Annotated in this window: 24 protein-coding genes; 7 read left to right on the top strand and 17 right to left on the bottom strand. The window is 63.7% G+C overall.

Annotated features, from left to right (window positions below):
* Nucleotides 1-5 precede the first annotated feature (5 nt).
* The 4 genes from ACVJGD_RS04530 to ACVJGD_RS04515 all read right to left on the bottom strand — a co-directional run bounded on the left by ACVJGD_RS04530 (nt 6) and on the right by ACVJGD_RS04515 (nt 5,615).
* Nucleotides 6-3,341, bottom strand: coding sequence for a DEAD/DEAH box helicase (locus tag ACVJGD_RS04530; protein WP_456633237.1), 3,336 nt, complete (start codon nt 3,339-3,341; stop codon nt 6-8).
* A 276-nt stretch (nt 3,342-3,617) separates the two neighbouring features.
* Complete coding sequence (locus tag ACVJGD_RS04525; RefSeq protein ID WP_456633236.1) at nt 3,618-3,968, bottom strand: Lin0512 family protein; 351 nt, start codon at nt 3,966-3,968, stop codon at nt 3,618-3,620.
* A 100-nt stretch (nt 3,969-4,068) separates the two neighbouring features.
* A complete protein-coding gene (locus tag ACVJGD_RS04520; RefSeq protein WP_456633235.1) occupies nt 4,069-4,935 on the bottom strand; it encodes an SAM-dependent methyltransferase in 867 nt (288 codons plus the stop codon).
* 14 nt (nt 4,936-4,949) lie between these two features.
* Nucleotides 4,950-5,615 (bottom strand): methyltransferase family protein, encoded by a 666-nt coding sequence (locus ACVJGD_RS04515; protein WP_456633234.1) that lies wholly within the window; start codon nt 5,613-5,615, stop codon nt 4,950-4,952.
* A 124-nt stretch (nt 5,616-5,739) separates the two neighbouring features.
* Here ACVJGD_RS04515 and ACVJGD_RS04510 point away from each other — a divergent pair, with 124 nt between their 5' ends.
* Nucleotides 5,740-6,201: a GbsR/MarR family transcriptional regulator gene (locus ACVJGD_RS04510; protein ID WP_456633233.1), complete on the top strand. Its 462-nt coding sequence runs from the start codon at nt 5,740-5,742 to the stop codon at nt 6,199-6,201.
* Between the two features lie 26 nt (nt 6,202-6,227).
* Here ACVJGD_RS04510 and ACVJGD_RS04505 read toward each other — a convergent pair whose 3' ends face one another.
* The 4 genes from ACVJGD_RS04505 to ACVJGD_RS04490 form a co-directional block, all read right to left on the bottom strand.
* A complete protein-coding gene (locus tag ACVJGD_RS04505; RefSeq protein WP_456633232.1) occupies nt 6,228-7,448 on the bottom strand; it encodes an MFS transporter in 1,221 nt (406 codons plus the stop codon).
* 152 nt (nt 7,449-7,600) lie between these two features.
* On the bottom strand, nt 7,601-8,302 hold the full coding sequence (locus ACVJGD_RS04500; protein ID WP_456633231.1) for a class I SAM-dependent methyltransferase: 702 nt from the start codon (nt 8,300-8,302) through the stop codon (nt 7,601-7,603).
* Nucleotides 8,292-8,756 carry an RrF2 family transcriptional regulator gene (locus ACVJGD_RS04495; protein WP_456633230.1) on the bottom strand — a complete coding sequence of 155 codons (465 nt, stop codon included), beginning with the start codon at nt 8,754-8,756 and terminating at the stop codon, nt 8,292-8,294. Before ACVJGD_RS04495 ends, ACVJGD_RS04500 begins: the two co-directional genes overlap by 11 nt.
* A 48-nt stretch (nt 8,757-8,804) precedes the next feature.
* The gene (locus ACVJGD_RS04490) at nt 8,805-9,380 is read right to left on the bottom strand and encodes a TetR/AcrR family transcriptional regulator (protein ID WP_456633229.1); all 576 of its coding nucleotides are present in this window, start codon (nt 9,378-9,380) and stop codon (nt 8,805-8,807) included.
* A gap of 170 nt (nt 9,381-9,550) precedes the next feature.
* Here ACVJGD_RS04490 and ACVJGD_RS04485 point away from each other — a divergent pair, with 170 nt between their 5' ends.
* Both ACVJGD_RS04485 and ACVJGD_RS04480 read left to right on the top strand, forming a co-directional pair.
* Entirely contained in the window at nt 9,551-10,315 is a 765-nt protein-coding gene (locus tag ACVJGD_RS04485; RefSeq protein WP_456633228.1) for a DUF3313 domain-containing protein, read from the top strand.
* A 698-nt stretch (nt 10,316-11,013) separates the two neighbouring features.
* Entirely contained in the window at nt 11,014-11,364 is a 351-nt protein-coding gene (locus ACVJGD_RS04480) for a DUF3237 family protein (protein ID WP_456633227.1), read from the top strand.
* Nucleotides 11,365-11,483: 119 nt separating this feature from the next.
* Here ACVJGD_RS04480 and ACVJGD_RS04475 read toward each other — a convergent pair whose 3' ends face one another.
* Together ACVJGD_RS04475 and ACVJGD_RS04470 are read right to left on the bottom strand one after the other, a co-directional pair.
* Nucleotides 11,484-11,852 carry a YciI family protein gene (locus ACVJGD_RS04475; RefSeq protein WP_456640163.1) on the bottom strand — a complete coding sequence of 123 codons (369 nt, stop codon included), beginning with the start codon at nt 11,850-11,852 and terminating at the stop codon, nt 11,484-11,486.
* A 345-nt stretch (nt 11,853-12,197) separates the two neighbouring features.
* Complete coding sequence (locus tag ACVJGD_RS04470) at nt 12,198-13,094, bottom strand: LysR family transcriptional regulator (RefSeq protein ID WP_456633226.1); 897 nt, start codon at nt 13,092-13,094, stop codon at nt 12,198-12,200.
* A 288-nt stretch (nt 13,095-13,382) separates the two neighbouring features.
* Here ACVJGD_RS04470 and ACVJGD_RS04465 point away from each other — a divergent pair, with 288 nt between their 5' ends.
* Nucleotides 13,383-14,117 carry an SDR family NAD(P)-dependent oxidoreductase gene (locus tag ACVJGD_RS04465; RefSeq protein ID WP_456633225.1) on the top strand — a complete coding sequence of 245 codons (735 nt, stop codon included), beginning with the start codon at nt 13,383-13,385 and terminating at the stop codon, nt 14,115-14,117.
* Between the two features lie 16 nt (nt 14,118-14,133).
* A complete protein-coding gene (locus ACVJGD_RS04460) occupies nt 14,134-14,733 on the top strand; it encodes an NADPH-dependent F420 reductase (RefSeq protein WP_456633224.1) in 600 nt (199 codons plus the stop codon).
* Between the two features lie 147 nt (nt 14,734-14,880).
* Here the strand turns inward: ACVJGD_RS04460 and guaA are convergent, their stop codons facing one another.
* Nucleotides 14,881-16,479 (bottom strand): glutamine-hydrolyzing GMP synthase, encoded by a 1,599-nt coding sequence (guaA, locus tag ACVJGD_RS04455; protein WP_456633223.1) that lies wholly within the window; start codon nt 16,477-16,479, stop codon nt 14,881-14,883.
* 232 nt (nt 16,480-16,711) lie between these two features.
* A complete protein-coding gene (locus tag ACVJGD_RS04450) occupies nt 16,712-18,010 on the bottom strand; it encodes an RsmB/NOP family class I SAM-dependent RNA methyltransferase (protein WP_456633222.1) in 1,299 nt (432 codons plus the stop codon).
* 122 nt (nt 18,011-18,132) lie between these two features.
* On the opposite strand from ACVJGD_RS04450, the gene ACVJGD_RS04445 reads away from it, so the two are divergent.
* Complete coding sequence (locus tag ACVJGD_RS04445) at nt 18,133-18,972, top strand: metallophosphoesterase family protein (RefSeq protein WP_456633221.1); 840 nt, start codon at nt 18,133-18,135, stop codon at nt 18,970-18,972.
* On the opposite strand, the gene ACVJGD_RS04440 is transcribed toward ACVJGD_RS04445, so the two are convergent.
* The 5 genes from ACVJGD_RS04440 to ACVJGD_RS04420 all read right to left on the bottom strand — a co-directional run bounded on the left by ACVJGD_RS04440 (nt 18,932) and on the right by ACVJGD_RS04420 (nt 23,103).
* Nucleotides 18,932-19,246, bottom strand: a complete 315-nt coding sequence (locus tag ACVJGD_RS04440) for a hypothetical protein (RefSeq protein WP_456633220.1) — start codon at nt 19,244-19,246, stop codon at nt 18,932-18,934. The two genes, ACVJGD_RS04445 and ACVJGD_RS04440, sit on opposite strands and share 41 nt — an antisense overlap.
* Nucleotides 19,247-19,489: 243 nt before the next feature.
* On the bottom strand, nt 19,490-20,512 hold the full coding sequence (locus ACVJGD_RS04435) for an NADP-dependent oxidoreductase (protein ID WP_456633219.1): 1,023 nt from the start codon (nt 20,510-20,512) through the stop codon (nt 19,490-19,492).
* 129 nt (nt 20,513-20,641) lie between these two features.
* Nucleotides 20,642-22,138 carry an IMP dehydrogenase gene (guaB, locus tag ACVJGD_RS04430; protein WP_456633218.1) on the bottom strand — a complete coding sequence of 499 codons (1,497 nt, stop codon included), beginning with the start codon at nt 22,136-22,138 and terminating at the stop codon, nt 20,642-20,644.
* 303 nt (nt 22,139-22,441) lie between these two features.
* A complete protein-coding gene (locus ACVJGD_RS04425) occupies nt 22,442-22,852 on the bottom strand; it encodes a helix-turn-helix transcriptional regulator (RefSeq protein ID WP_456633217.1) in 411 nt (136 codons plus the stop codon).
* Nucleotides 22,853-22,860: 8 nt separating this feature from the next.
* On the bottom strand, nt 22,861-23,103 hold the full coding sequence (locus ACVJGD_RS04420; protein ID WP_456633216.1) for a type II toxin-antitoxin system RelE family toxin: 243 nt from the start codon (nt 23,101-23,103) through the stop codon (nt 22,861-22,863).
* Between the two features lie 184 nt (nt 23,104-23,287).
* On the opposite strand from ACVJGD_RS04420, the gene ACVJGD_RS04415 reads away from it, so the two are divergent.
* Nucleotides 23,288-24,763: an MFS transporter gene (locus ACVJGD_RS04415; RefSeq protein ID WP_456633215.1), complete on the top strand. Its 1,476-nt coding sequence runs from the start codon at nt 23,288-23,290 to the stop codon at nt 24,761-24,763.
* Nucleotides 24,764-24,815: the final 52 nt, after the last annotated feature.

Below are 24,815 nucleotides of genomic sequence, written 5' to 3'. Positions count from 1 at the left end.
CCTGGTTATTCCTCAAACAGCGCGCGCACGTCCTCTTCGGTGAGCGCCGAACCGATGCGTCCCTCCTGATCGAACAGGCTGTCGGCCAAGGCGCGCTTCCGCGCCTTCAGCTCGTCCATCTTCTCCTCGATCGTACCCGATGCCACCAGGCGATAGACGAAGACCGGCTTGTCCTGGCCGATGCGATGGGCGCGGTCGATCGCCTGTTCCTCTACTGCCGGATTCCACCAGGGATCGAAGATGATCACCGTGTCGGCCGCCGTCAGGTTGAGCCCGACACCGCCGGCCTTCAAGCTGATCAGGAAGACATCGCTATCGCCATTCTGAAAACCCTCGATCGCGTGCTTGCGGTTGGTGGTTTCCCCAGTCAGGACGCTGTAGCGGATGTGCTCCGCATCGAACCTGACCTTGATCAGGTCGATCATCGAGGTGAACTGCGAGAACACGATGATCTTCCGGCCTTCGCTCAAGAGCTCCGTGACCATCTCCATCAGCCGGTCAAGCTTGGCTGAGCGCCGCACGACGCGATCGTCGAGCTTCAGCAGCGCCGGATCGCAGCAGGCCTGGCGCAGCCTGAGCAGCGCTTCGAGAACGACGATGTGACTCTTGGCCAGGCCACGCTCCTGGATCGCCTTGCGGACCTTGTCGGACATCGACAGGCGAATGGAATCGTAGAGGTCACGCTGGCTGCCTTCCAAGATGATGCGCTCGACTATCTCGCTCTTGGCCGGGAGCTCGGTTACCACCTCCGCCTTGGTCCGGCGCAGCAGGAACGGTTTCACACGTTGCGCCAACGCCACCGCTCGCCCTGTATCGCTGCGCTTCTCGATCGGTATGCGCCAGCGACGGCCGAAGTCGGTCTTGTCACCGAGATAGCCCGGATTGGCAAAGCTCATGATCGACCAGAGCTCGCCCAGATGATTTTCCACCGGCGTGCCCGTCAGGCAGAAGCGATGCTGCGCCTTGATGCCGCGGAGCCAGCGAGTGGTCGCGGCATTCGGATTCTTGATCGTCTGCGCTTCGTCCAGCACCGCCATGTGCCATTCGCGGGACAATAGGACTTCGTGATCCCGCGCGATCAGCGGATAGGTGGTCAGGACCAGATCATGCTCGGCGATGGCGCCGAAGTTCTGCTTGCGATCAGAACCATGCAGCACGAGGACTTTCAGATCCGGCGCGAACTTCTGCGCTTCGCTGAACCAGTTGGTCATCAGGCTGGTCGGAGCGACGACAAGGGCGGGCTCGTCAAGATGACCCCGCGCCTTCTCCAGCGACAACAGCGCCAGGATCTGGACCGTCTTGCCGAGCCCCATGTCGTCGGCGAGCACGCCGCCGAGGCCACTCTCGCGCAGCAGATCGAGCCAGTTCACCCCCTGTGCCTGGTACGGCCGGAGCTCTGCGCGAAAATTCGAAGGCAAGGCCGGATTCGACAATTCGCGGCCTTGAAGCAGGTTGGCAAGGCGACGAAGATTGTCGGCACCGCGGAAAACAAACTCGTGGCTTTCATGTGCCAGCAGCGGCAGGACGTCAGCGCGAGAAAGTCTGATCTTTTCGGAGGTATCTCCGAATATCCCGCTCAGCCGGAGGCTATGGAGCGCCAGCACCAGCGGAAGGAAACGATCCGCGGCCAGCGACAGATGGCGGCCGTCGGCAAGCGGCAGATAGAAATGATCCCCCTCCTCGGCGAGTTGCTTGATCCGGTCGGGTGTGAAATCCGGTGTCGCGACCAGCGCGGCCAGGATCGGCGCCAGGTCGCGCCGCTCGCCGTCGATCTCGACGCCAAGCGCCAGTTCGAACCAGTCGATGCCGCTGGATTCCAGCTCTGCATCGAAGGCGCCCGAGGACGGCGCCAACCGGTACGGAAAATCGTCGTCGACCAGGACGTCGAAGCCTTCTGCGCGCAGTTCGGGAACGCCGAACTCGAGAAAATCGAGCCAGGCGTGAGATTCCCCCAGCGTCAGGTCGTAGGCGTGGCCGGCATCGAGAAACGGGTGCCTCAACCTCGCTTCACGAAAATCGAATTCCAATAGCCGCTTGCGCGCGCCTTTCTCGTTCGATCGCCGCCGCGTGATCGTGTAGACTTCGCCGGCTTGAAAGGCTTCGAGCGGGCTTCCCCTTTCCGAAGGCTCGATCTCGACCGGACCGTAGCGAAAACTGAGATGGGCCACGCCGACCCGGTCGGCCCTGTCCTGATAGTAGTATGCGTTGGAGCCTTCGCGTCCGCGCTTGAGCCGCAGGATCGGAATCGGATCACTCTCGATCTTCACCGCAGCCGCCGGCGTTCCCGGCAGCAGGCCGGGATGAAGCTCTGGCAGCCTCTCGCCGAGCCGACGCGCCACTTCCGCGACCTGCGCACGCGGGATAGCGGGCGCCGACAAGAGCTGATAGGCGAGCCGAGGGGGCAGGCTCACTTCGACCCGGCCGATCACGCCAGCGCCCTCGTCGACATAAACCGGCGGCTCTGCATTCAGCGCGATCGCTCCCGGCACAGTCAGTACCGGAGAAACTCCCTGCTTGCCAACCTGACGCCACTCGATCCATCCCGCGCGCTGCTCTCCCCACTGTAGCGGCGGTCCCTTGTGATCGCGCCAGAACGCGCGTCCGGTCGCGACGATCCGCTGCACGAGTTCATGGGATCGCGTCCGAGAGCCGTTATAGCCATACCCGCCTGACCGTTTCGAGAGCTCGCCCATGATATCGATGTCGCTATCGCGGTAATATTTTGGCGCACGTTCGGGCGAAAAATCGAACACGTTTGGACGCGCAATGCTCCCTCCGAACTTTCCATCCTTGAGCAATCGGAGCGAGAGCAACGATACCGCCAGAAACGGCATTCGCGTACCGTCTTGGGCGGATTGCAGGCAATAGAGCAACCGTTGCGGCACATCTGCGGGGTAGTCATCGCCGCGCCTCGCCGCCGTACCGACAGTGTCGAGCCAAGCGATCACGTCGTAAGGCAGAACCGGCATCGATGCCGCAGGCGCCCGCTCGTCCGGCGGCACCGCCCTGACGGGCGGCTGTTTTCCGCTCAGGGCCTGGAGCATCGTCGCCACGACATGCTTGCAGTTGACCGCCATCGGACAACTGCATGTGCCGTCGAGGTCGGCAAGGCGGCCGTGGCTGAACTCCAGTTCGATATCGACACGATAGGGAGCCGACGCCTCTCCACGCACCCTGGCGCGAACGTGCATGAGATCGTCGCTGATCTCCAATCCTGTGACGCGCCCCTGGGCGTGATAGCGGTGCCCCTTGTCGAACGCTGAGCGGCTGAAGAAGGAGTAGATATCCTTCTGCTTCACGAGATCCGAGAGCGCGCGACCAAAATCCTCGATGGCGGACATATGCTGTGATCCGAGATAACGAGGCGGGCCGGTGATGCCTGGCGATCACGCCCGCTCGAACAGTTGGGCGGCATAGTAATGTGCGAAACCTGCAGCGCAAATTTCTCGGGGCGCAGTCGGGAACTGTCGCGCCGTTCCATCGAATTATGCGTTCGTTTTCAACAGAAATCTTGGTGAGTCGAACTGCCCGGCATCTTCAGCGGCATTGCCGATCGCACCACTTCGAGCTTGGCAGCGAAAACAGATTGGCAAGCCTAACGACGAGGCACGAGACGCCTAGCCGGGCTTGCCGTCGTCGAGGCTGACGATGACGGCGGCGTTGGCGATGATGATGGCATCGCTGCCCTGCTCGGCCGGAATCTCGAGCCCGCCCTTGACCGCGGTGACGGTCACGGTGCCGTAAGGCAGTTCCTTCGCGACAACGGCGGTGTCCACCGCATCGGGGTTCGGCACGCCGATGGTGACATCGACGAACATGTCGTTGGCGGTCTTGTCGAGCATACGGAAGAAACCAAGGCTCGAATGACGGATGGCATCCGAGACCGCGCGCCGCGCCGCCTTGGTGGCATCCTTGCCGTGAACATCGACGCCCATGCCCATCTCGGTGATACAGCGAACGCGTGCCATTGGATTTCCTGTCAGCCCTGATTACGAGAACAAGCCCAAATCTTGTCGAAGCACATTACCTTATGAACACGGGCTGACAAACAAGTTCTATTCCTCGAGCTTACAGCTTTTCCGCGCACACAATTCTTTCGAGCGACGACGAGAGCAGGTGCCGGCCCGTGGGCTTCACGAAGCGCTCCGCCAGATCGTTGCAGCCGACATGCGCCGTCACGCGCCAGCCGTACCGATCGAGGAAGCCAGCGACATCTCGGGGATCGAGGCCGAACAACCAGATCTTCTGCTTCACATAGCGCTCATAGAGACGCGGCTGATCGTGGAGATTCCGGCCATCGATGAAGTCCTTCTGCACATAGGTGAACGCGAGGCGGCTGCCCGGCGCGGCCGCGGCCAGGAACTCGAGCGTGCTCCTGATACCCGCCTCGCTCAGATACTGGGTCACCGCCTCCCAGATGAAAAAAGTCCGCATGGTCCGTGCATAGCCGCGCGACGCCAACGCGGGCTCCAGTGCTTCATGGTCGAAATCGATCGGCACGAGGGTGACGTGCGGCGGGACGTCGCCAAATCGCCGCCGGAGGCCGGCCTGCTTGGATCTGATATTGGCGGGCTGGTCGACTTCCCACACGGGGATCGCAGCCAGCGATTGCAGCCGATAGGCGCGCGTATCAAAACCCGCGCCGAGATTGACGATGGCGGCAATCTCCGGCGATGCGGCGAGGAGCGCATCATCGATGAACCGCTTGCGGCACATGATGCCGCTCCATAGGCCGGGGAAGGCACGTTCGGTTGAGCGCACCAGCCAGTTCCGGATCGGGGACGGCCGCGTCGCGTGCACGAAGGCTCTCGCACCGAAGGGCAGGATCGACGAGGCGAGATCATCGATCAGGATGCGCTGACGGCCTGGAAACCACTGTTCGATGGCGACCATGACGGTCGGCCCTGCCCCGGTCTTCGCGGCTGCTTGCGCCATCGTGCTCGCCGACGCTACCAGACCGAGGGAATGAACCGATAGCGCACGCGCGCGGCATACTCGTCGTAACCTTTCAGCTCCGCCCTTAATGCGCCCTCCTCGTGCAGCGTCCGCCATGCGATGCCGAGAATGAACACCACCGACATCGCAAGGCCGATCCAGGAGCCGAGCAGCAGCGGCAGGCCGACAATGAAGAGCAAGGCACTCGTATACATCGGGTGCCGGACGATGGCGTACGGCCCGGTATCGATCACCCGCTGGTCCTCCTGGATCTTCACCACAGGAGCGGCAAAGGTGTTTTCCCGGAACGTCCACCACACGCCAAGTAGATAGAACCCGATGAAGATGCCGCCGACCGCCTGAAGCCAGGCCGGCATCGCGGCAAATCCCGTGCGCGCGGCATCCCACGCCATGAACATCATCCAGGCGCAGCACAGCAGGATGAAGAGCGTCAGCCAGATCCGGTCCCATGGCTTTTGATCACGCTGCACCGGTGAACTCATGCGCTCGCGCAACAGGCGCGGATTGTGTTTTGCGAGCCACAGGGTGATCGCAAGCCCGCCGACAGCGAACATGCCGATGAAGGCCCAGCCCCCTGGATAAGCCAGGGTGCCGGCCGGCCACAGGATCATCGCGGCCATGACCGCGGTCCAGACCACGATCTGAAGTGTGACTTTCACCGTGACATGCTCCCGACAGGGGTCCGGGCTCGAGACTCAGGCGTGGCGGCCATGGCAACTCTCCGCTCTGTCGCCCCGTTGTGGACAAATCCACGATATTCAGTATATTCGGGAAATGTCGAATATGTCAAACAAAGGTCCGACCACTGCCGAACGGCGCTTCATCGAAGACGTGGCGCGGCTGCTGATGCCCTGGGGTGTTCCGCAGGCGGCCGCCCGTCTCTATGGCTACCTGCTTCTGTTCCCGGAGCCGGTCAGCCTCGACCGCATGGCGGCCGATCTCGAGATGAGCAAGAGCACCGCCAGCGTCGCCGCCCGGCTCTTGGAGAAATACACGCTGGCGCGCCGCCACGGCGAGCGCGGCAGCAAACGCGTGCTCTATGAAGTGTCCGACAATTACGAGGGCATGCTGACCGAGCAGAACCGCCTGCTCGATGCGCTCGCCGAACTCTTGAAGCAGGGCGCGGGCATCGCTGCCCGCGGCAAGACGCGCAGTCGCATGGAAGAGATGACCGAGTTCCACATGACGATCCGTCAATCGATGGAGGCTGCACTGAAGCGCTGGCGCGCAAGGAAGACGCGGTAGATCGCCAACGCATTGGCAAGCCCTCCTCACGCCGGCACTGGCGCCGGCTGCGGCTTGGCGCTTGGAAACGGCCTGAACGTCAACGCGATCAGGAAGGCACCGAGTCCAACGGCCCAGGAGCCGATGTAAAGCCAGGCGTAACTGGCGAAGGTGTCGTATATCAAACCTCCGGCCACCGGACCGGTCGCCATCCCCAGGCTGCCGGCCATGGCTGTTCCGCCGATCACGGTGCCCATCATCCGCAACGGAAAGTTCTCGCGCGCAAGCACGGCATAGAGCGGCATGGTGCCGGCATAGATGAAGCCGAACACCGCCGCCACGGCGTAGAACGCCGAGAGTTCGCGCACGAAGGCGTAGGCGAGCGCGCCGAAGGCCTGGGCGAACAGTCCCAAGACCAGCACGCGCTTGGCGCCAAAGCGGTCGCCGAGCAGGCCGAACGCGATACGTCCACCCATCCCCGCCAAACCCTCCACGCTGTAGATCGTGACAGCCGCGATCATCGGTATCCCGCAGCTGATCGCATAGCTCACGGTATGGATGATTGGCCCTGAATGGGTGGCGCAACAGAAGAAATTCGTCGCGAGCAGGACGATAAACTGCGGCGAGCGCAGCGCTTGAGCGAGCGACATCACCGGCTGCGGCTCGCCCTCGCCGGAGGCAGGGGCATGTTCGCGTTCGAGCGCCGGTGCGCGGCGCACCAGCAACGATACGGGAATCATGATGCAGGCGACGACGACGGCAAGAATCTGAAGCGAGGTTCTCCAGTCATGGATCGAGACGAGCCAGGCCGCGAGCGGCGACATGGTCATGGGCGCCATCCCCATTCCTGCCGAAACCAGCGACACGGCAAGGCTGCGATGGGTATCGAACCAGCCGGTGACGCAGGCCATCATCGGCGCGAAGATCGCGGCGGCCGTGCCGCCCACCATCAGACCGAAGATGAATTGAAACGCGACCAGCGATGGAGCAAGGCTGGCCAGCCCCAGGCTTGCCGCAAGGACGATCGAGCCCGTCAGCACCACCGGCAGCGGCCCAAGCCGATCAGACAAGGTTCCCCAGATCATGCTCGTGAACGCCATCGCGAGGAACCCGATGGTCATGGCGCTGGACACGCCGGTGACCGACCAGCCGGTGTCCCGCGTGATCGGCAGCAGAAAAACCGGCAGCGAGAACATCCCGCCGATCGCAACGCACCCCAGAAGCCCGCCGGCCCCGACAATCACCCAGCGATAGTGAGCATCCTTCATTCCCTGTCTCCACTGCAGCTCTCTCTGGCTCCAAGACGAATGCGAGGCGCCAAAGACGACATGCAGGGGCTCACTTTTTTGCGAACCCTCTTGAGGCGATGCGTCAGCATCGAGCCCCGGATCCATTTCACCGCCAACACCAGTAGCCCGTCTCAGGCGTACGCAACCCATCCGCGCCAGGTGAACGCTGCGAAGAACAGGCTCGCGTCGGCAAAGCCGGACTCGCGAAGGATCGCTTCGTCCTGCGCCGGGCTCAGCATGTTCAGGCTGGCATCGACCGCGGCCCGGGCGTTGTTCGCCTGTTCCGGATCGGCGCCTGACGCGACCGCGAAGGCTGCGTAGCGCGACAGCCAAAGCGCGCGCTCCTCGCTCGCTTGCGGGAAGCTGCTATGGGCGGCCACGAAAGCGGCTCCCGGCTTGAGCCGGCGCCGAATGTCGTGCGCCGTCCGCCGCCGCTCCACGGGATCCAGGAAGTGCAACGTCAGCAGGCAGGTCGCCGCGTCGAACGGGCCAGCCGGCGCATCCTCGATATAGCCGTGCACGAGTTCGACGCGCGCACCGAGTGGGCCGAGCCTGCGTGCGGCCAGGTCGAGCATCTGCTCGGACGGATCGACGCCGACGAAGCGCCAGTCTGGATAGGCTTCCGCAAGCGCCTGCAATTCCAGGCCCCCGCCCGCCCCCAGCACGAGCACCTTTGCGTCGCGTGGCGCGCGCTCCGCCAAGAGGATGCCGGTCATGCGGTGAAGATCGGCGAAACCCGGCACGAAGCGTCGCGGGCCATCGGCGTATTGCGCCACCTTCTGCGGATCGGAGAAGGCGCTCAGAAAATAACTGGCGCCGGCTTCAGTGGACATGATCGATCTCCGTTCGGCGCGAGCCCCTGCGGGCCGCAAGGCGCGCATGGAAGTCCGCGCTCAGCATAGCGAGCGAAACTTCGCCGAGACGCGCGAGCAGGAGCGCCTCCGCATCGTGAAACGCCCTGTCGAGGGCTTTATTGACAGCCTGTTCGACGAGGCAGCCGGGCGCATCGGTGCGATTGCCCATCGCAAACAACGACGGACAGCCCAGCGCGTCATAGACATCGCGCAACGTCACCTCTTCGAGATTCCGCGCGAGCACCCATCCGCCGCCATGGCCCTTTTCGGACCGGACGTAGCCGCAGTCGCGCAGCCCCGCCATGATCCGCCGGATCACGACCGGATTGGTGCACATCGCTTTCGCCAGCACTTCTGATGTCACCGGACCGCCATGCTCGGCCATGTGCAGCAGCACGTGAAGCACCCCCGACAATCGACTATCCCGTCTCATGTAACTTCAAATAGTACATGATCGAACAATGGTCAACGACCGCCTCGCCTACCGCGCCCGAACGAGCGGCAGGAACACGGTGTCGACCCAGGCTTTCCGCAAAGCAGGCGGCGGCGCCGAAAAGTTCATGATGACGTGGTACCGAAACAGATCGCCGAGCAGAGAAGCCACCGGAGGCGAGAGCTTTGCTGCATCGATCTCACCGCGCTTCACGGCGCGTTCCAGAATCGCCGAGAGAGGTCGTGCTCCACCTTCGACGAGGGCGGCGTGCAGATCCTTCGGTGTCGACCGGCTCTCCGAGAAATAATTATGCGAAAACAGGGTGAAGGCCGCCGCCATTCCGGCGGCGCGCTCAGCCGCCCGCTTGAGAAACTCCAGCAGCTCCGTTCGCAGATCGCCCCGATCCGGCACCTCCAGCGGGTGCTTCGCCATTTGCCGCCGAATGGCCGCGATGGCGAGCGGCGCCTTCCCGTCCCATCGGCGCGCAAGCACGGGACGGCTCGTCCCCGCTCTTTCCGCGACCGCCTCCATCGTCAGCCCCGCATAACCGCGCTCAGCCAGTTCGAGCCACGCGGCCTCCAGGATTGCCTCCTCCAACTCCGCACCGCGACGCCGCTCGCCCATATTGCTCACTCCAGATAAGATGCATTGATGCATCTTGACTTCACGTTGCGGATACGACTAGATGCATCAATGCATCTTATGCCCGGAGCCGCGCCGTGACAAGAACGCCCCGTTCGTGGCTGCGAATCGTGTCTCTACCAGTAAGTCTGGTGACAGCCGGATGCGCTTCCATGCCTTCGAAAACGGCGGGCACCCTCGCCACGTACAACAATCTCGGAGAGCAGAAGGGCATGCTCTCGAAGTCGAGAAATTACGTCGATGCCAATGCCTTGGCGTCAGTGAAAACCGTACGCATCGTTCCGACAACGTTTGCCCATAGCGCGTTGGCGCAGGTGAAGACGGAGCAGGATCGCGCGCTGGTCGCAAACGCGCTCGATCGCGAGGTTTGTGTCGCACTGAGCGACAAGTTTCAGATCGTCTCGCCACGTGAACCTGCCGACCTGACCGTTCGAACCGTCGTCACCGACGTGTTGCCGACCGACAAGGCTGCAGCCGGCGTGTCGACCGCGGTGACCTTGGGCACCGGCGCAGCCTTGCCGGTCAGCGTTCCGCGTCTTCCCATTGGCCTGGGTGGCCTTGCCGTCGAGGCAGAAGCCATCGACAGGAGCGGCGTGCAGCGCGCTGCGATGGTATGGGCCCGCGGTGCGAATTCGATCATGGACAACCCTCGCGTTTCCGAAGTCGGTGACGCCTATGGCTTGGCAACCAAGTTCGGCAACGAGTTCTCGCAGATGCTCGCCACCGGCAAGGAGCCGGGGGCCCTGGATATCTCGCTGCCTTCCGGTCAGCGCGTACAGTCGTGGCTGGGTGGCGCACCGAAATATGCGACGTGCGACAATTTTGGCCGCGCGCCTGGCCTCGCCGGGCTTGTCGCCGGCAAGTTCGGCGCGCCGCCGGAGTGGACCGACAAGACTCCGCAGGTTGCGCGCGATTGAGATGCAGGCAACGTCGAGAACTTGACGTGGATAGCAAGGCTGGGACGACATCGTCGTGTTCTGATTGCAATTGTCAAACAGCTCTCCGCTGTCATCGTCCGCGAAGGCGGACGATCCAGTATTCCAGAGGCGTTTGAGCTTATACCGAGAGGCCGCCGGATACTGGATGCCCCGCCTTCGCGTGGCATGACGGTAGAGTATGGCGAGGGGTATGAGTCTACATTCTCGCGGCGTACTCCGCCCGAGGTTTGCGTCTCGTTTCACCCTCCTCGATATCAGAGGGCGCAGGGAAAGCCGGGTGCCGGTTGCACCCGTGGGCCCCGTGCAACAAAAAGCACGGGGGTAGGACCACAGGTTCAACCGAAAACACTCCGGCTTTCCCTGCGCGATGGTTTTACGGCTTACTTCGTGCTCTCCCCGGTGACCGGGCTTTCTTGCCACCGTCATCTCTCGCGTGAATTTGCTCACGCAAAAAACTTAGCGCCAGCGTCGGGGCGCCAGAACCACACGACTTCGCCGTCCATGAGTGCCACGCTCGTCAGTCGTGACATTCGCGTCCACCGCATCTCACCGCAACGTTCGTGACGATCGCGAGCCGCCCCTCATCCGCCGTGAGACGCGCGGAGTTAAATCACTGATTTGCCCGACGACGGAAGCGGAATATTTTTCGCGCGAGGGGTCGACAGACTTTTGGTGATTTGCCCGTCGGGTTGATTTGTCGCACCCAAAATGGCCACATCGTCATTGCAAGCAAAGCGAAGCAATCTATAGCGCCGCTTGTGGAGACATGGATTGCTTCGTCGCTTCGCTCCTCACGCGGAGATTGGTACCGGCCGGGCGCGGATGGCTTCGGCCGACCCAACGTCCGCGTTCAATTCATCACAGACGACGATGCGGTTATTCTGCTGCACTACACCGGCCTCGTGCAGATGAATGACGCATTCACCAAGGCCGCCGAGGCGGGCGGCACCACGCGCTTTGAGGACCACTACATGCGCATGGCGATGCGCTTCGATACCGGCGCGCCGAAATACGCGTGGCTCAACTAGCACCTGTTTGTGGCCGAGGGCCGCCTTGCCGGAAACGACCAGATCGAGTACCGCATCCACCGCGTCACCTGATTCCTGCGCCTTCGCTTGTGATTTCCGTGACCTCCGGCGACAGCGTCTCATCGCAAATCAGCCATTTCGTATAGCGGCCGGATTTCGATCTCGCTCGGTCCCGGCATCGGATTGGGGCAGCGCTTCACCCAGGCGATCGCCTCGTCCATGTCCCTGACGTCCCAGAGCCAGAAGCCGGCGACCAGTTCGCGGGTTGCGGCGAAAGGCCCGTCGATGACCGTACGGCCGGGACCATCGAACGCAATGCGCTTGCCGTGTGAGGAAGGCTTGAGGCCGTCGGCTAAGCGCAGGATGCCGGCATTGCGCAGCTCATCGTTGAACCTGCCCATCGCCTCGAGCATCTCAGTCGTCTCGGGCGTGGCGAAAAAGCCCTTTTCGCTGTCTTCAGTAGCTTTCACGAGCACCATCACACGCATCGTCTGTCTCCTCATCTGAGCCGGCCTCATCGGCTTGGCATCGGAACGACGAACGGGATTTTCGGAGGCCGACATCGTCCTGCAGATTTTTTGACGGTTGAGGCGCAGGGCGCGAATGGCCACTTCCAGGTCAGGAATCTCGATGGCGCGATGACCGAGATCGGGCGCAAAGCGGACCCAGCCAATTTCGCACGCCAGTCTATTGCCGCCGAGTGTATCCGGTCACTCCCACTCGATTGTTCGCATCGTGCCTAATGAGGTGATTTGTCGTTGCAAAAGGTTCTCTGCCTTGAAAACTCCCGTCGCCCGAACCGTCAGACGCGCATGCCGGCGACCTGCCGCGCGTCAGTCGCGCGATATGGACAGCCCCGCGAGAAGCGGAGCGTACGCGGCGAGCCTGCGGGATACGAACTCAGTGAAGAGCCGCACGCGCTTCGTCTTACGTGTCTCCCCCTGGGTGAGAAGCCAGAGCGTTCCGTACATGTGCAGGTCAGTGCCCGGCACCCTCACCAGTAGGGGGTCGGCATCTCCGACAAAGCACGGCAGTTTCGTCATCCCGATCCCTTGCTGTGCTGCAACGATCTGCGCCTCGGCGTCTGGGGTCCTGAACGGAACCCCCGTGGTGCGAAGCTCTCCCTCGCGGGCCCAGTCCGGGAGTCCATGATTGTTTATGACGATCCACCGGATGGGATCAGACGCGCCCGCACGCCACGCGGCTAGTCGATCGCGGGACATGTAGACGCCGCCGAACAGCTCCGGCCCCTTCAGGCCGTGAAGATTGAGCGGCAGGGTCTTGCGGTCGGAGACGATGCGGATCGCGACATCGGCCTCTCGGTTGGTCAGATTGGCCGGCTCGCCGGACGACAGGATTTCCATCTCGATGTCCGGATGCATGCGCGCGAAATCGGCGAAGTCCGGCATGAGCAGGTGTGCCGCGAGGAACGGCGGCAGCGTCACCCGCAGAAGCCCGCTCGCGCTCTGGTCGCGCCCGAAGACGCGCGTCTCCAGCAAGTGCGACGACGCTTCCATCTGGTGCGCGAGCTCGACGACTTCCTCGCCAGCAGCCGTCAGGCGATAGCCCGAAGGCAGCTTCTCGAACATGTGCGCCCCGAGGTGTTCCTCGAGCTGGGCGATGCGTCGCAGCACGGTCGAGTGGTTCACCCCGAGGCGCTCGGCGGCGGCCCGCACCGAGCCTTCGCGCGCGACGGCCAGAAAGTAGCGAACGTCATCCCAGTCGATCATGGTGCAATCCTGCACCGCGGGGTTTGCCTTCGAAAGTCCGTGCCCAACACCATCGAACATCCTCTCGAACGTGGGGTAGCACGGTCGGGGGATCACTGCCTATGGCGACGAGCACGGCCAATTCCGAACGGCGCGCACCGATCGCGCCTAGCGTCAGTCGTCCAGTCGGATCGATTTCGCACCACCGATGTGCGCGCTTCCGCACTCAACACCTGACACCGGCAGAACCATTTCGGAGTTCTCGGGGAACCTCCCCGATCAGCCAAAGACGGAGTCTGAAGGAAAGTCATGAGAAAGCTCGAGGGTAAGGTTGCAGTCATCACGGGTGGATCGAGCGGCATGGCGCTGGCGAGCGCCAAGCGGTTCGTTGAAGAAGGCGCCTATGTTTTCATCACGGGCCGGAGACACGAGGTGCTCGACGAGGCCGTCAAGCTGATCGGCCGGAACGTGACCGGCGTGCGCGGCGACGCAGCCAATCTCGACGACCTCGACCGCCTGTTCGACACAGTCAGGCGGGAAAAGGGCAAGATCGATGTCCTGTACGCGAGCGCCGGCACGGGCGAAGCCCTCCCACTGGGCGAAATTACCGAGGAGCATTTCGACTCGACGTTCGGCCTGAATGTGCGGGGCACGCTGTTTACGGTGCAAAAGGCGTTGCCGCTGTTCAACGATGGCGGATCGATCTTCATGACCGGGTCCGTTGCTTCGATCAAAGGTTTTCCTGGTTATAGCGTGTATGCGGCGAGCAAGGCGGCGCTGCATGCATTCGCACGCGGATGGCTCAACGAACTGAAGGGCAGGAATATCCGGGTGAACGTGCTGCACCCTGGGCCGATCGCCACACCGATGCAGGACCAAGTTCTCACCGAGGAGGCGAAGCGGATGTTCGAATCCCTGATCCCGCGAGGAAAGATGGGTCGTCCTGACGAAATTGCGGCGGCCGCGCTGTTTCTTGCGTCTGACGATTCCAGCTTCGTGAATGGGCTGGAGTTGTCTGTCGACGGCGGCTTCTCGGCCATCTGAAAACCGGAGAAGCGTTATGAGCTACGCAATTATAGGGTTCGGCAAGATAGGCCAGGCCCTCGCCCACGCCTTCGCCCGCAAGAACCTCGACGTGACCGTCGCGAGCCGCCGGCCGCCCGAGGCGTTGGCGCCGCAGGCCCGGGCGATTGGACCCACGGTCGTCGCCAAGTCGCTGCGGGAAGCACTTGAGGCCGACACAATCATCTTGGCCGTCCCGTTCGGGGAGCATCGCGAGGTTGCAAAGGCCCTGCCGAGCTGGAAAGGCAAGACGGTCATCGACGCGATGAACGCGCAGCTTCCTCCTGAGGAACTGGACGGTCTCCCGTCCTCCGCCTTCGTCGCGAAGGCGTTCACCGGCGCCAAGCTCGTGAAAGGCTTCAATCATCTGATTGCGGCCACGCTGGCTGCCGATCCGATCGTCGAAGGCGGCCACAGGGTCGTCTTTCTGTCTGGTGACGACGAGGACGCGGTCGCTCCCGTGATGGCTTTGGCCAAACAACTCGGCTTCGCACCCGTAAAGCTGGGAAAGCTCAACGAGGGTGGCGCGCTGGTGCACGCACGCGGCCGCGTTTGGGGCCAGCTCATCTTCCAGGATTTGTTCAAGAAGGAGCAGTAATCGGCGTATCGGCGCCATTCGAAGAGCGGGAGACGCCCGACGGAGCGGCAGATCTGAGCGTCGCTTAGAATCTATCGACTTTTATCGATAGCTTGGGATTCGCCCGAGTGTCCTCTACTATCCGATACTACTCCACGGTACTCCCCCTCACTCCCACTCAATCGTCCCCGGCGGCTTGCTCGTCACGTCATACACCACGCGATTCACGCCCTTCACCTCGTTGATGATCCGCGTCGCGGTCGCGCCCAGGAACGACATGTCGAACTGGTAGAAGTCCGCCGTCATGCCGTCGGTCGAGGTCACCGCGCGCAGGCCCACCACGTATTCATACGTCCGGCCGTCGCCCATGACGCCGACCGTCTTCACCGGCAGCAGCACGGCGAAGGCCTGCCAGATCGCATCGTAGAGGCCGGCTTTGCGGATCTGGTCGATGTAGACGGCGTCGGCCTGGCGGAGGATGTCGAGCTTTTCTTTCGTGATGTCGCCGGGGCAGCGGATGGCGAGGCCGGGGCCTGGGAACGGGTGGCGGCCGACGAAGGCTTCGGGGAGGCCGAGCTCGCGGCCGAGCACGCGGACCTCGTCCTTGAACAGTTCGCGCAAGGGCTCGACCAGCTTCATGTTCATGCGTTCGGGCAGGCCGCCGACATTGTGGTGCGATTTGATCGTCACCGACGGGCCGCCGGTGAAGGAGACGCTTTCGATCACGTCGGGATAGAGCGTGCCCTGCGCCAAAAATTCGGCGCCGCCGATCTTTTTGGCCTCCTGCTCGAAGACGTCGATGAAGAGGCGGCCGATGGTTTTGCGCTTCTGCTCGGGGTCGGTGACGCCGGCTAGCTCGCCGAGGAATTGCTTCGACGCATCAACGTGAACCAGCGGGATGTTGTAGTGATGGCGGAACAGGTCGACGACGGTCTCGGCCTCGTTCAGCCGTAGCAGGCCGTGGTCGACGAAGACGCAGGTGAGCTGGTCGCCGATCGCTTCATGGATCAAGACGGCGGCGACCGCGGAATCGACGCCGCCGGAGAGGCCGCAGATCACCCTGCGACTGCCGACCTGGGCGCGGATTTTCTCGATCGCCTCGTCGCGGAAGGCGCGCATGGTCCAGTCGCCGGTCAGGCCTGCGACCTTGCGGACGAAATTGCGCAGGAGCTTTGCGCCGTCGGGCGTGTGCACCACTTCGGGGTGGAACATCAGGCCATAATATTTCCGCTTCTCGTCCTGGATCACCGCGAACGGCGCGTTGGCCGAGATGCCGGCCACGGTGAAGCCCGGAGGCATCTTCGTGATGCGGTCGCCATGGCTCATCCAGACCTGGTGGCGCTCGCCCATCGACCAGATGTCGTCGAACAATTTGCTCGCGGTCTTCACTTCCAGATCGGCGCGGCCGAATTCACGATGATGCCCGCCCTCGACCTCGCCGCCGAGCTGGGCGGCCATGGTCATCTGGCCGTAGCAGATGCCGAGCACGGGAACGCCGGAGTCGAAGATCGCCTGCGGCGCGCGGGGCGAGCCCTCCTCATGGACCGATTCCGGGCCGCCGGAGAGGATCACCGCCTTGGGCTTCATCTCCTTGAAGGCGGCCTCCGCCTTCTGGAACGGCACGATCTCGGAATAGACGCCCTCCTCGCGGACGCGGCGGGCGATCAGTTGCGTCACCTGACTGCCGAAATCGACAATCAGAATCTTGTCATGCGCCGAGGCCACGGAGGGCGTCGACGGCGAGCGTTCGGGCTTGGCGGCTGTCATGGACAGCAGATACGCGACGGGGGGCTGGCTCGCAACCCTCCCGGGGGCGGCGGGTGCGCGCGGGATGCGGCCATCCACGGGGTTTTGCCGGCAGGATTGCTGCGCTCCCTCTCCCGCTTGCGGGAGAGGGCTGGGGTGAGGGTGCTTCCACGATGGGACTTTCCGTGCGGAGAGAGCCCTCACCCGGCGCTGGCGCGCCGACCTCTCCCGCAAGCGGGAGAGGTCGAGAACCCTACCCTCGCTTCAAAATCGAGACGAAGAAGCCGTCGGTTCCGGTGCGGCGGGGGGTCATCAGCCAGCCCTCGGGGGACTGCAGCGCGGCGGCGGCGAAGGCTTCCGCCTTGTCCCAGAGGACGCTGGCGGTCTGTTCCGGCGGGATAGCCGAGAACTCCGGATGGCGGGCGATGAAAGCGCTGACCTGCTCGCCGTTCTCGGCCGGCAGCACCGAGCAGGTGATGTAGGCGATCCGCCCGCCCGGCTTCACCAGGGACGCTGCGCGGTCGAGCACGTCGGCCTGGTCCTTCAGCCGCACCTCCAGCGCGCCGGGGCGCATGCGCCACTTGGCGTCCGGGTTGCGGCGCCAGGTGCCGGTGCCCGTGCAAGGCGCATCGATCACGACGAGGTCGGCGGAGCCCTTGATATCCGAGAGCGGATCGCTGTCGCCCCTGGGCGTGCGGACCTCGCAATTGTGCACGCCGGCGCGCGACAGCCGCTCGTGGATCGGCGCGAGCTGGCGCTTGTCGCGGTCGGTCGCGATCAGCCGCCCCTTGCCCTGCATCATCGCCGCCAGCGCCAGCGTCTTGCCGCCGGCGCCGGCGCAGAGATCGATCACCTGCTCGCCGGGTTTGGCGGCGGAGAACAGCGCGGCGAGCTGCGAGCCTTCGTCCTGCACCTCGATGCCGCCCTTGACGAAATCCTCCTCGGCATGGATGCCGACGTTGCGGGCGTCGGCGCCGAGCTCGATGCGCAGACCCAGCGGCGACCACGGCGTTTCCTTCGCGCCGAGATGCTTCAGCCGCGGCAGCATCTTGTCGCGGCTGGTCTTCAGCGTATTGACGCGCAGATCGAGCGGCGCGCGGCTCGCCATCGCGGTCGCTTCCGCCACGCGGTCGTCGCCGAAAACCTTTGCCAGATAGGGATCGAGCCATTCCGGATAATCGCCGGCGATATGCGCTGGCGCGCCTTGCAGCGACCGCGAGGCGAGCGCGGTGCGCTCCGCATCGGTGAGCGGCGATTGTGCGAAGCGGCCGCCGTCGCAGAGGGCGGCGATCGCATCGACGTCCATGCCGCGCTCGAGATGGAGCATGCCGAGCACGCGGGCGCGGGCGCTGTCGTCATCCATCAGGTAAGCGCTGGAAGACTGCCGGCGCAGCACGTCCCAGATCAGGCCAGAGATCGCGGCGCGGTCGCCGGAGCCGGCGTAGCGGTGCGCGGTGCCCCACTCCTTCAGGGCTTTCGCCGCCGGCACGCGCTGCGCGTCGATGGTGTCGATCAATTCAATGGCGGCGGAGAGACGCGCGGCGGGGGTCATCAGGAGCTTTCGGATCAGGAGCGAGAGCTAATAGCGGCGGCTGGCGTCGCTGACAATGTGATGTAATGGCGTCATCATTCCGACTTCCAGCCGATCTAACATGGTTCCAAAGGGAATTTCACATGTCCGAATTTCGCCTGACCCAGATCTCCGATACCCACCTCGCCCGCAGCCGGCCGATGCTGACCGCGAATTTTGAGGCGATCGCCGAGCATATCGACGCGACGCGGCCCGACCTCGTGCTCAACAGCGGCGACGTCGCCTTCGATGGGCCGAACAGCCGCGGCGATCTCGAATTTGCGAAATCGCTGCACGCGGCGTTGCCGGTCGATTGCCGCTATCTGCCCGGCAATCACGACATCGGCGACAACCCGACCGCGGTCGGCACGCCGCCGACGCAGCCCGCGACGGAAGAGCATCGCGACGCGTTCCGCACCATCGTCGGCGAAGACCGCTGGTGCTTCACGGCGGCCGGCTGGTGCTTCATCGGGCTCAATTCGCTGATCATGAATACGGGGCTAGATAGCGAAGCCGAGCAGTTCGACTGGCTCGCTTCAGAGCTTGCCAACGTCAACGGCAAGCCGGTGGCGCTGTTCCTGCACAAGCCGCTGTTCCTGAATGTACCCGACGACCCCGAGCTCGCGGAGACCGCGATCCGCTATGTCCCGCAGCCGGCGCGCCGCCGCCTGATCGAGATGTTCGGCGCAGTCGACTGGCGCCTGGTCGGCAGCGGCCATGTGCATCAGCGGCGCGATCTCACTTTTGGGCGCGTCCGCCATGTCTGGGCGCCGTCGGCCGGCTTCGTCATTCCCGACGACAAGCAGGACGTGATCGGGATCAAGGAAACCGGAATTGTCGAATACCGCTTCCGGCCCGACAGCTTCGAGGTCCGCCACGTCAGGACGAAAGGCCAGGTCGACGTCAGCCTCGACGCGCTGCTCGCAGAGATGACGGCGGGTTAGGCCGACGAGCCAAATCTGCGCCGTGTCCTTCAGAATCTGCTGGACGACTGTCCTTCAGATCCTGCTGGATCACGGTGAGCAGCGCCTGCAAGGATTCCGCGTTGGCGCGTGGCGCGGGTGGCGGCACCAGCGGTCCTATTCCAAACGGTTCCGACTCGGGTTCGCCCTCGACGAACCTGCCGTGCAAAACATCAGCGCGGCGGCCGATGACCCACATGGTCACCCCATAGCCGGCTGCCAGCAAAATGACACAGAAAATACCGATTTCAAACATGGCTACACCTGAAAATAATGTATTAATTCAATGTGTTGCATGCACAGTCAAGCAAACGCGGGGCTCATAGGAGTCATTTGGTTAACGGTGTGACCTTTCGGGTACGGCGGCCCCTGCCCGAAGCCTGCGGGCACAAAAAAGTCCGCCGCGTTGGTGCGGCGGACGGCGTTGCTTTCCAAATGTTTGTCGGGAGAACCCGTGACGGGCATCAGCCCGTCAGCAGCCGTAGGACGGCACCGCGGTTCACGTCTTATCCGGCCCGACGCGCACGAGCTGCTTGCCGAAATTCGCGCCCTTCAAGAGGCCCATGAACGCCTCGGGCGCGCTCTCGAGACCCTCGGTGACGAACTCCTTGTACTTGACCTTGCCCTCGCGCACCCATCCCGACATGTCGCGCAGGAAATCGCCGTGACGGGCGGCGAAATCGCTGACGATGAAGCCGCGGAAGGTCAGGCGCTTGGTCAAAATTGCGCGCATCATCGCGCCCGCCCACTTTGGCGGCTTGCTCTCGGTATCGTTGTAGTGCGCGATCAATCCGCAGACCGGCACGCGCGCGAACGGGTTCAACAGCGGGAAAACCGCATCGAACACGGCGCCGCCGACATTCTCAAAGTAGACGTCGATGCCCTTCGGGCAGGCCTCCTTCAACCTGGCCGCGAGGTTGGGATCGCGATGATCGAGGCAATCGTCGAAGCCGAGCTCGTTCTTCACGAAGTCGCATTTGTCCTTGCCGCCGGCGATGCCGATCGCGCGGGCGCCCTTGATCCTTGCGATCTGCCCCACCGCCGAACCGACCGCGCCTGACGCTGCGGCCACGACAACAGTTTCGCCGGGTTGCGGCTTGCCGATATCGAGGAGCCCCGTGTAGGCGGTCATGCCGGGCATGCCGAGCACGCCGACCGCCGTCGAGATCGGCGCGAGCTTCGGATCGATCTTGGAGAGGCCCTTGCCGTCGGACAGCGCGTGCGTCTGCCAGCCGGCGCGCGACAGCACGATATCGCCCTTGGCAAAGCCGGGATTGTTGGAGGCGATCACCTCGGTCACGGTGCCGGCTTCCATCACGCCGCCGACCGGCACCGGCTGCGCATAGGACGGGCCATCGCTCATGCGCCCGCGCATATAGGGATCGAGCGACAGCCAGATGGTGCGCAAGAGGACCTGGTCCGCGCCCGGCTCCGGCACGGCATATTCCTCGAGGCGGAAGTCAGATGGTTTGGGCTCGCCAACGGGACGCGAGGCGAGAACGATGCGCTTGCCCTGGGGCATATTGTTTCCTCCTGATATTCAGTTCGTCATTGCGAGCGTAGCGAAGCAATCCACAGTTCCGCAAGCGGAGGAATGGATTGCTTCGTCGCTGTCGCTCCTCGCAATGACGACCGGAGGAGGAAAATTCTCTTACGCCCCGCCGGGATAGTTCGGGGATTCGCGGGTGATGGTGACGTCGTGGACGTGGCTCTCGCGCAAGCCCGCACCGGTGATGCGGATGAACTCCGCTTTGTTGTGGAATTCGGCGATGTTCCTGGCGCCGACATAGCCCATTGCGGCGCGCAGGCCGCCGGCGAGCTGATGCATCACATTGGCGACCGGGCCCTTGTAGGGCACCTGCCCCTCGATGCCTTCAGGCACGAGCTTGAGCGTATCCTTGATGTCCTGCTGGAAATAGCGGTCGGCCGAGCCGCGCGCCATCGCGCCGACCGAGCCCATGCCGCGATAGGCCTTGTAGGAGCGGCCCTGCCACAGGAAGACTTCGCCGGGAGTCTCGTCGGTGCCGGCGAGCAGCGAGCCGACCATCGCGATGTCGGCGCCGGCGGCGAGCGCCTTGGCGAGATCGCCGGAATATTTGATGCCGCCGTCGGCGATCACGGGCACATTGGCCTTCTTCGCCGCTTCGACCGCATCCATGATCGCGGTGAGCTGCGGGACGCCGACGCCCGCAACGATGCGGGTGGTGCAGATCGAGCCCGGACCGATGCCGACCTTGATCGAATCAGCACCGGCATCGATCAGCGCCTGCGCGCCGTCCCGGGTCGCAATATTGCCTGCGATCACCTGCACCGCGTTGGAGAGGCGCTTGATGCGGTTGACGGCTTCCAGCACGCGCGAGGAATGACCGTGCGCGGTGTCCACGACGATAAGGTCGACGCCTGCATCGATGAGACGCTCGGTACGCTCGAAGCCGCCCTCGCCGACAGTGGTCGCCGCGGCGACGCGCAGGCGGCCCTGCGCGTCTTTCGAGGCCAGCGGATGCGCAACCGCCTTCTCGATATCCTTCACGGTGATCAGGCCGACGCAGCGATATTGATCGTCGACGACCAGGAGCTTCTCGATGCGGTGCTTGTGCAGCATCCGCTTGGCCTCGTCCTGGCCGACGCCCTCGCGCACGGTGACGAGGTTTTCGTGCGTCATGAGCTCCGAGACCTTCTGCCTGGGATCGGTGGCAAAGCGCACGTCGCGGTTGGTGAGAATGCCGACCAGCTTGCCGGGCACGTTCTTGGCGCCACCGGTGACCACGGGAATGCCTGATATGCCGTGGTCCTTCATCAACGTCAGCGCGTCCGCGAGCGTCGCGTCGGGCTCGATGGTGAGCGGGTTCACCACCATGCCGGATTCGAACTTCTTCACCTGCCGCACCTGCGCGGCCTGGCCCTCGGGGTCGAAATTGCGGTGGATGACGCCGACCCCGCCGGACTGCGCCATTGCGATCGCCATGCGCGCCTCGGTGACGGTGTCCATCGCAGAGGCGATGATCGGGATATTGAGCGGGATGAGGCGGGTGACGTGGGAGCGGATGTCGACTTCGGAAGGAAGTACGTCCGAGAGGCCCGGCTTCAGCAGCACGTCGTCAAACGTGAAGGCCTCACGGATCGCCGGGGATGCCTGTACCGTCGCCATTGCCAACTCCTTTCGGCGGCGATCCGCCGCGATAACGTAAAAGGACGAGCGCCGCCTCCCGGCGCTGCCTGCCGCATCGCCGTCGAATCGGAGCCCATCGGTGGGGTTGACGCCGGTCGATAGCATGGCGCCATGACGAATCAAAGTGTTTGCCAGCCATGCACAGGCTTTTTCGGCGCCTGCCGGCAACCGCGCCGCCGCTTGCCTTCGGCCTGAATACCCGCGTCAGGCTAGGGATTTAGGTGGTTTTGCGCCGGGAACAATAGCCGGATCCGGTCGTGGCGGCGCTTGGAGCCCGCCGCCCTACTCGATTAACAGGTCGACCGGCACGGCCAATGCGCGGGCGAATTTCTTCTGCAACTCGGCAGGCCCCTTGCGGCGGCCCGTCTCGATCTCGGACAGGTAGTTCTGGCTGATCCCGACCGCGGCAGCCAGTTCGCCCTGAATCATACCGCGCCACTCGCGGATGACGCGCACTACATTATCGCCGTTCGCCAGACGATCGGCGACGGCCTTGGGCAGCACGACTTCCCGCCCCTCCTTCAGGGCACGCATGGAATTGCGCACGATCCGGCTCGCGCCGGCATCCTCTTGCGCCTCAGCAGCCAAGGCGACCAGTCGATCGTATTCGTTGCGCGGCAGCACGGCGAGATCGTCACCGCCGGGCGTACGGATAAACTGGACATTGCTTTTTGCTGTGCCGGCTTTTGCCATGGCGTCCCTCAATCATAAATCTCGCGGCGGTGCCCCACGGCGTGAACCGTGATGGTGTTACCCTTCACCGTGAACAGGACGCGCCAGTCACCCGAACGTAACCGCATGCCTGATACGCCCTTGAGCGCTTTCACATCACCAGTACCTGTTTCTGCAAATGTCTTTAGCTTGAGATCGATCTGGGCCCGTGTGGCAGCGCTGAGTTTGCGCCATTGGCGGACAGCAGCGGAGGTGAACTCAATCTCTTTCACGGCCCATTATCGCACAACGCGATTCGTTCGACAAGCATCATCGCATAATGCGATATAGTGCACGGCGGGAACTGAACGTTACACAGGATTTAGCTTTCGCGGACACTCTGCAATAGCCTCGTTCGCAACGCGGTGCTAAGCCGCACCGCGTCCCGCCCCTTGCCCTTCCTGTTCTCCGATACCGATGGACAAGCAACGCCTGATCCCGCTGATCGTCGCCACCGCCCTGTTCATGGAGAACATGGATTCGACGGTTATCGCGACCTCGCTGCCGGCGATCGCGGCCGATATTGGCACCAGTCCGCTGACGCTGAAGCTCGCGATCACCTCCTATCTGTTGTCGCTTGCGGTCTTCATTCCGGCGAGCGGCTGGACCGCCGACCGGTTCGGCGCGCGGCTGGTGTTTGCGGGGGCGGTCGGCGTATTTATCTTGGGATCGATCGGCTGCGCACTGTCGTCCTCGGTCACCGATTTCGTGTTCGCGCGCATCCTGCAGGGTCTCGGCGGAGCGATGATGACGCCGGTCGGGCGGCTGGTGCTGTTGCGCTCGATCGACAAGAGCGCGCTGGTCAACGCAATGGCGTGGGTGACGGTGCCGGCGCTGATCGGCCCCGTGATCGGGCCGCCGCTCGGCGGCTTCATCACCACCTATTTCTCGTGGCACTGGATCTTCCTGATCAACATCCCGATCGGGATCCTCGGCATCTTCATGGCGTTGAAATACATCGACCCGATCAAGAGCGAGAATCCGGAGCCGTTCGATCTCTATGGCATGGTGCTTGCCGGCATCGGCCTTGCCGGCATCGCCTTCGGGCTTTCGGTCGCCGGCCTCAACCTCCTGCCATGGACGGTGGTCGCCGCGCTGATCGCGGTCGGCTCGATCTCGATGACGCTTTACGTCATCCACGCCAGGCGGACCGGATCGCCGGTGCTGGATTTCTCCATGCTGCATCTGGCGACGCTGCGCGCCAGCATCATCGGCGGATTCATGTTCCGCCTCGGTATCGGCGCCCTGCCGTTCCTGCTGCCTCTGTTGATGCAGGTCGGCTTCGGGCTGTCGCCGTTCCAGTCGGGCCTCGTCACCTTCGCGTCCGCCGTCGGCGCCATGGGCATGAAGACGCTCGCCGCGCGCATCATCCGCAGCTTCGGATTCCGCAACCTGATGACGGTCAATGCTGTGGTGAGCTCGCTCTTCCTTGCCGCGTGCGCGCTGTTCACGGCGGCGACCCCGCTGCTGCTGATCATGATCATCCTGGTGGTCGGCGGCTTCTTCCGTTCGCTGCAGTTTACCGCGATCAACACGGTCGCCTATGCCGAGGTCGAGCCGGCGCAGATGAGCCGGGCCACCACGCTGGTCAGCGTCAACCAGCAGCTTGCGATCTCCGCCGGCGTCGCGGTCGGCGCGTTCTCGGTGGAAACGACGATGTGGGTGCACGGTGCGAGCGAGTTGAGCGCGACCGTGTTCGCGCCGGCCTTCCTGGTGGTCGCGGTCATCTCCGCGGCCTCCGCCTGGTTCTTCTGGCAGATGCCAGATGATGCCGGCCACGAAATCTCCGGCCGCAAGGCGGTCGAGATCTCCAGCCGCAAGGGCGCGGCCTCCGCCGCCGTCAAGGCCGCAACGGAAGGCACGCAGGATGCGCGCGACCAGCGATTGGGATAGCGCCCGCGCCGCCAACTTGTAATCGTTCTAAATCCCAGCTTCGTGTTGGTCG

The sequence above is a fragment of the Bradyrhizobium sp. USDA 10063 genome, from assembly GCF_054063735.1.
The sequence above is the reverse complement of the archived record's forward strand: the minus strand, read 5'-3'. Positions and strand labels throughout refer to the sequence as shown.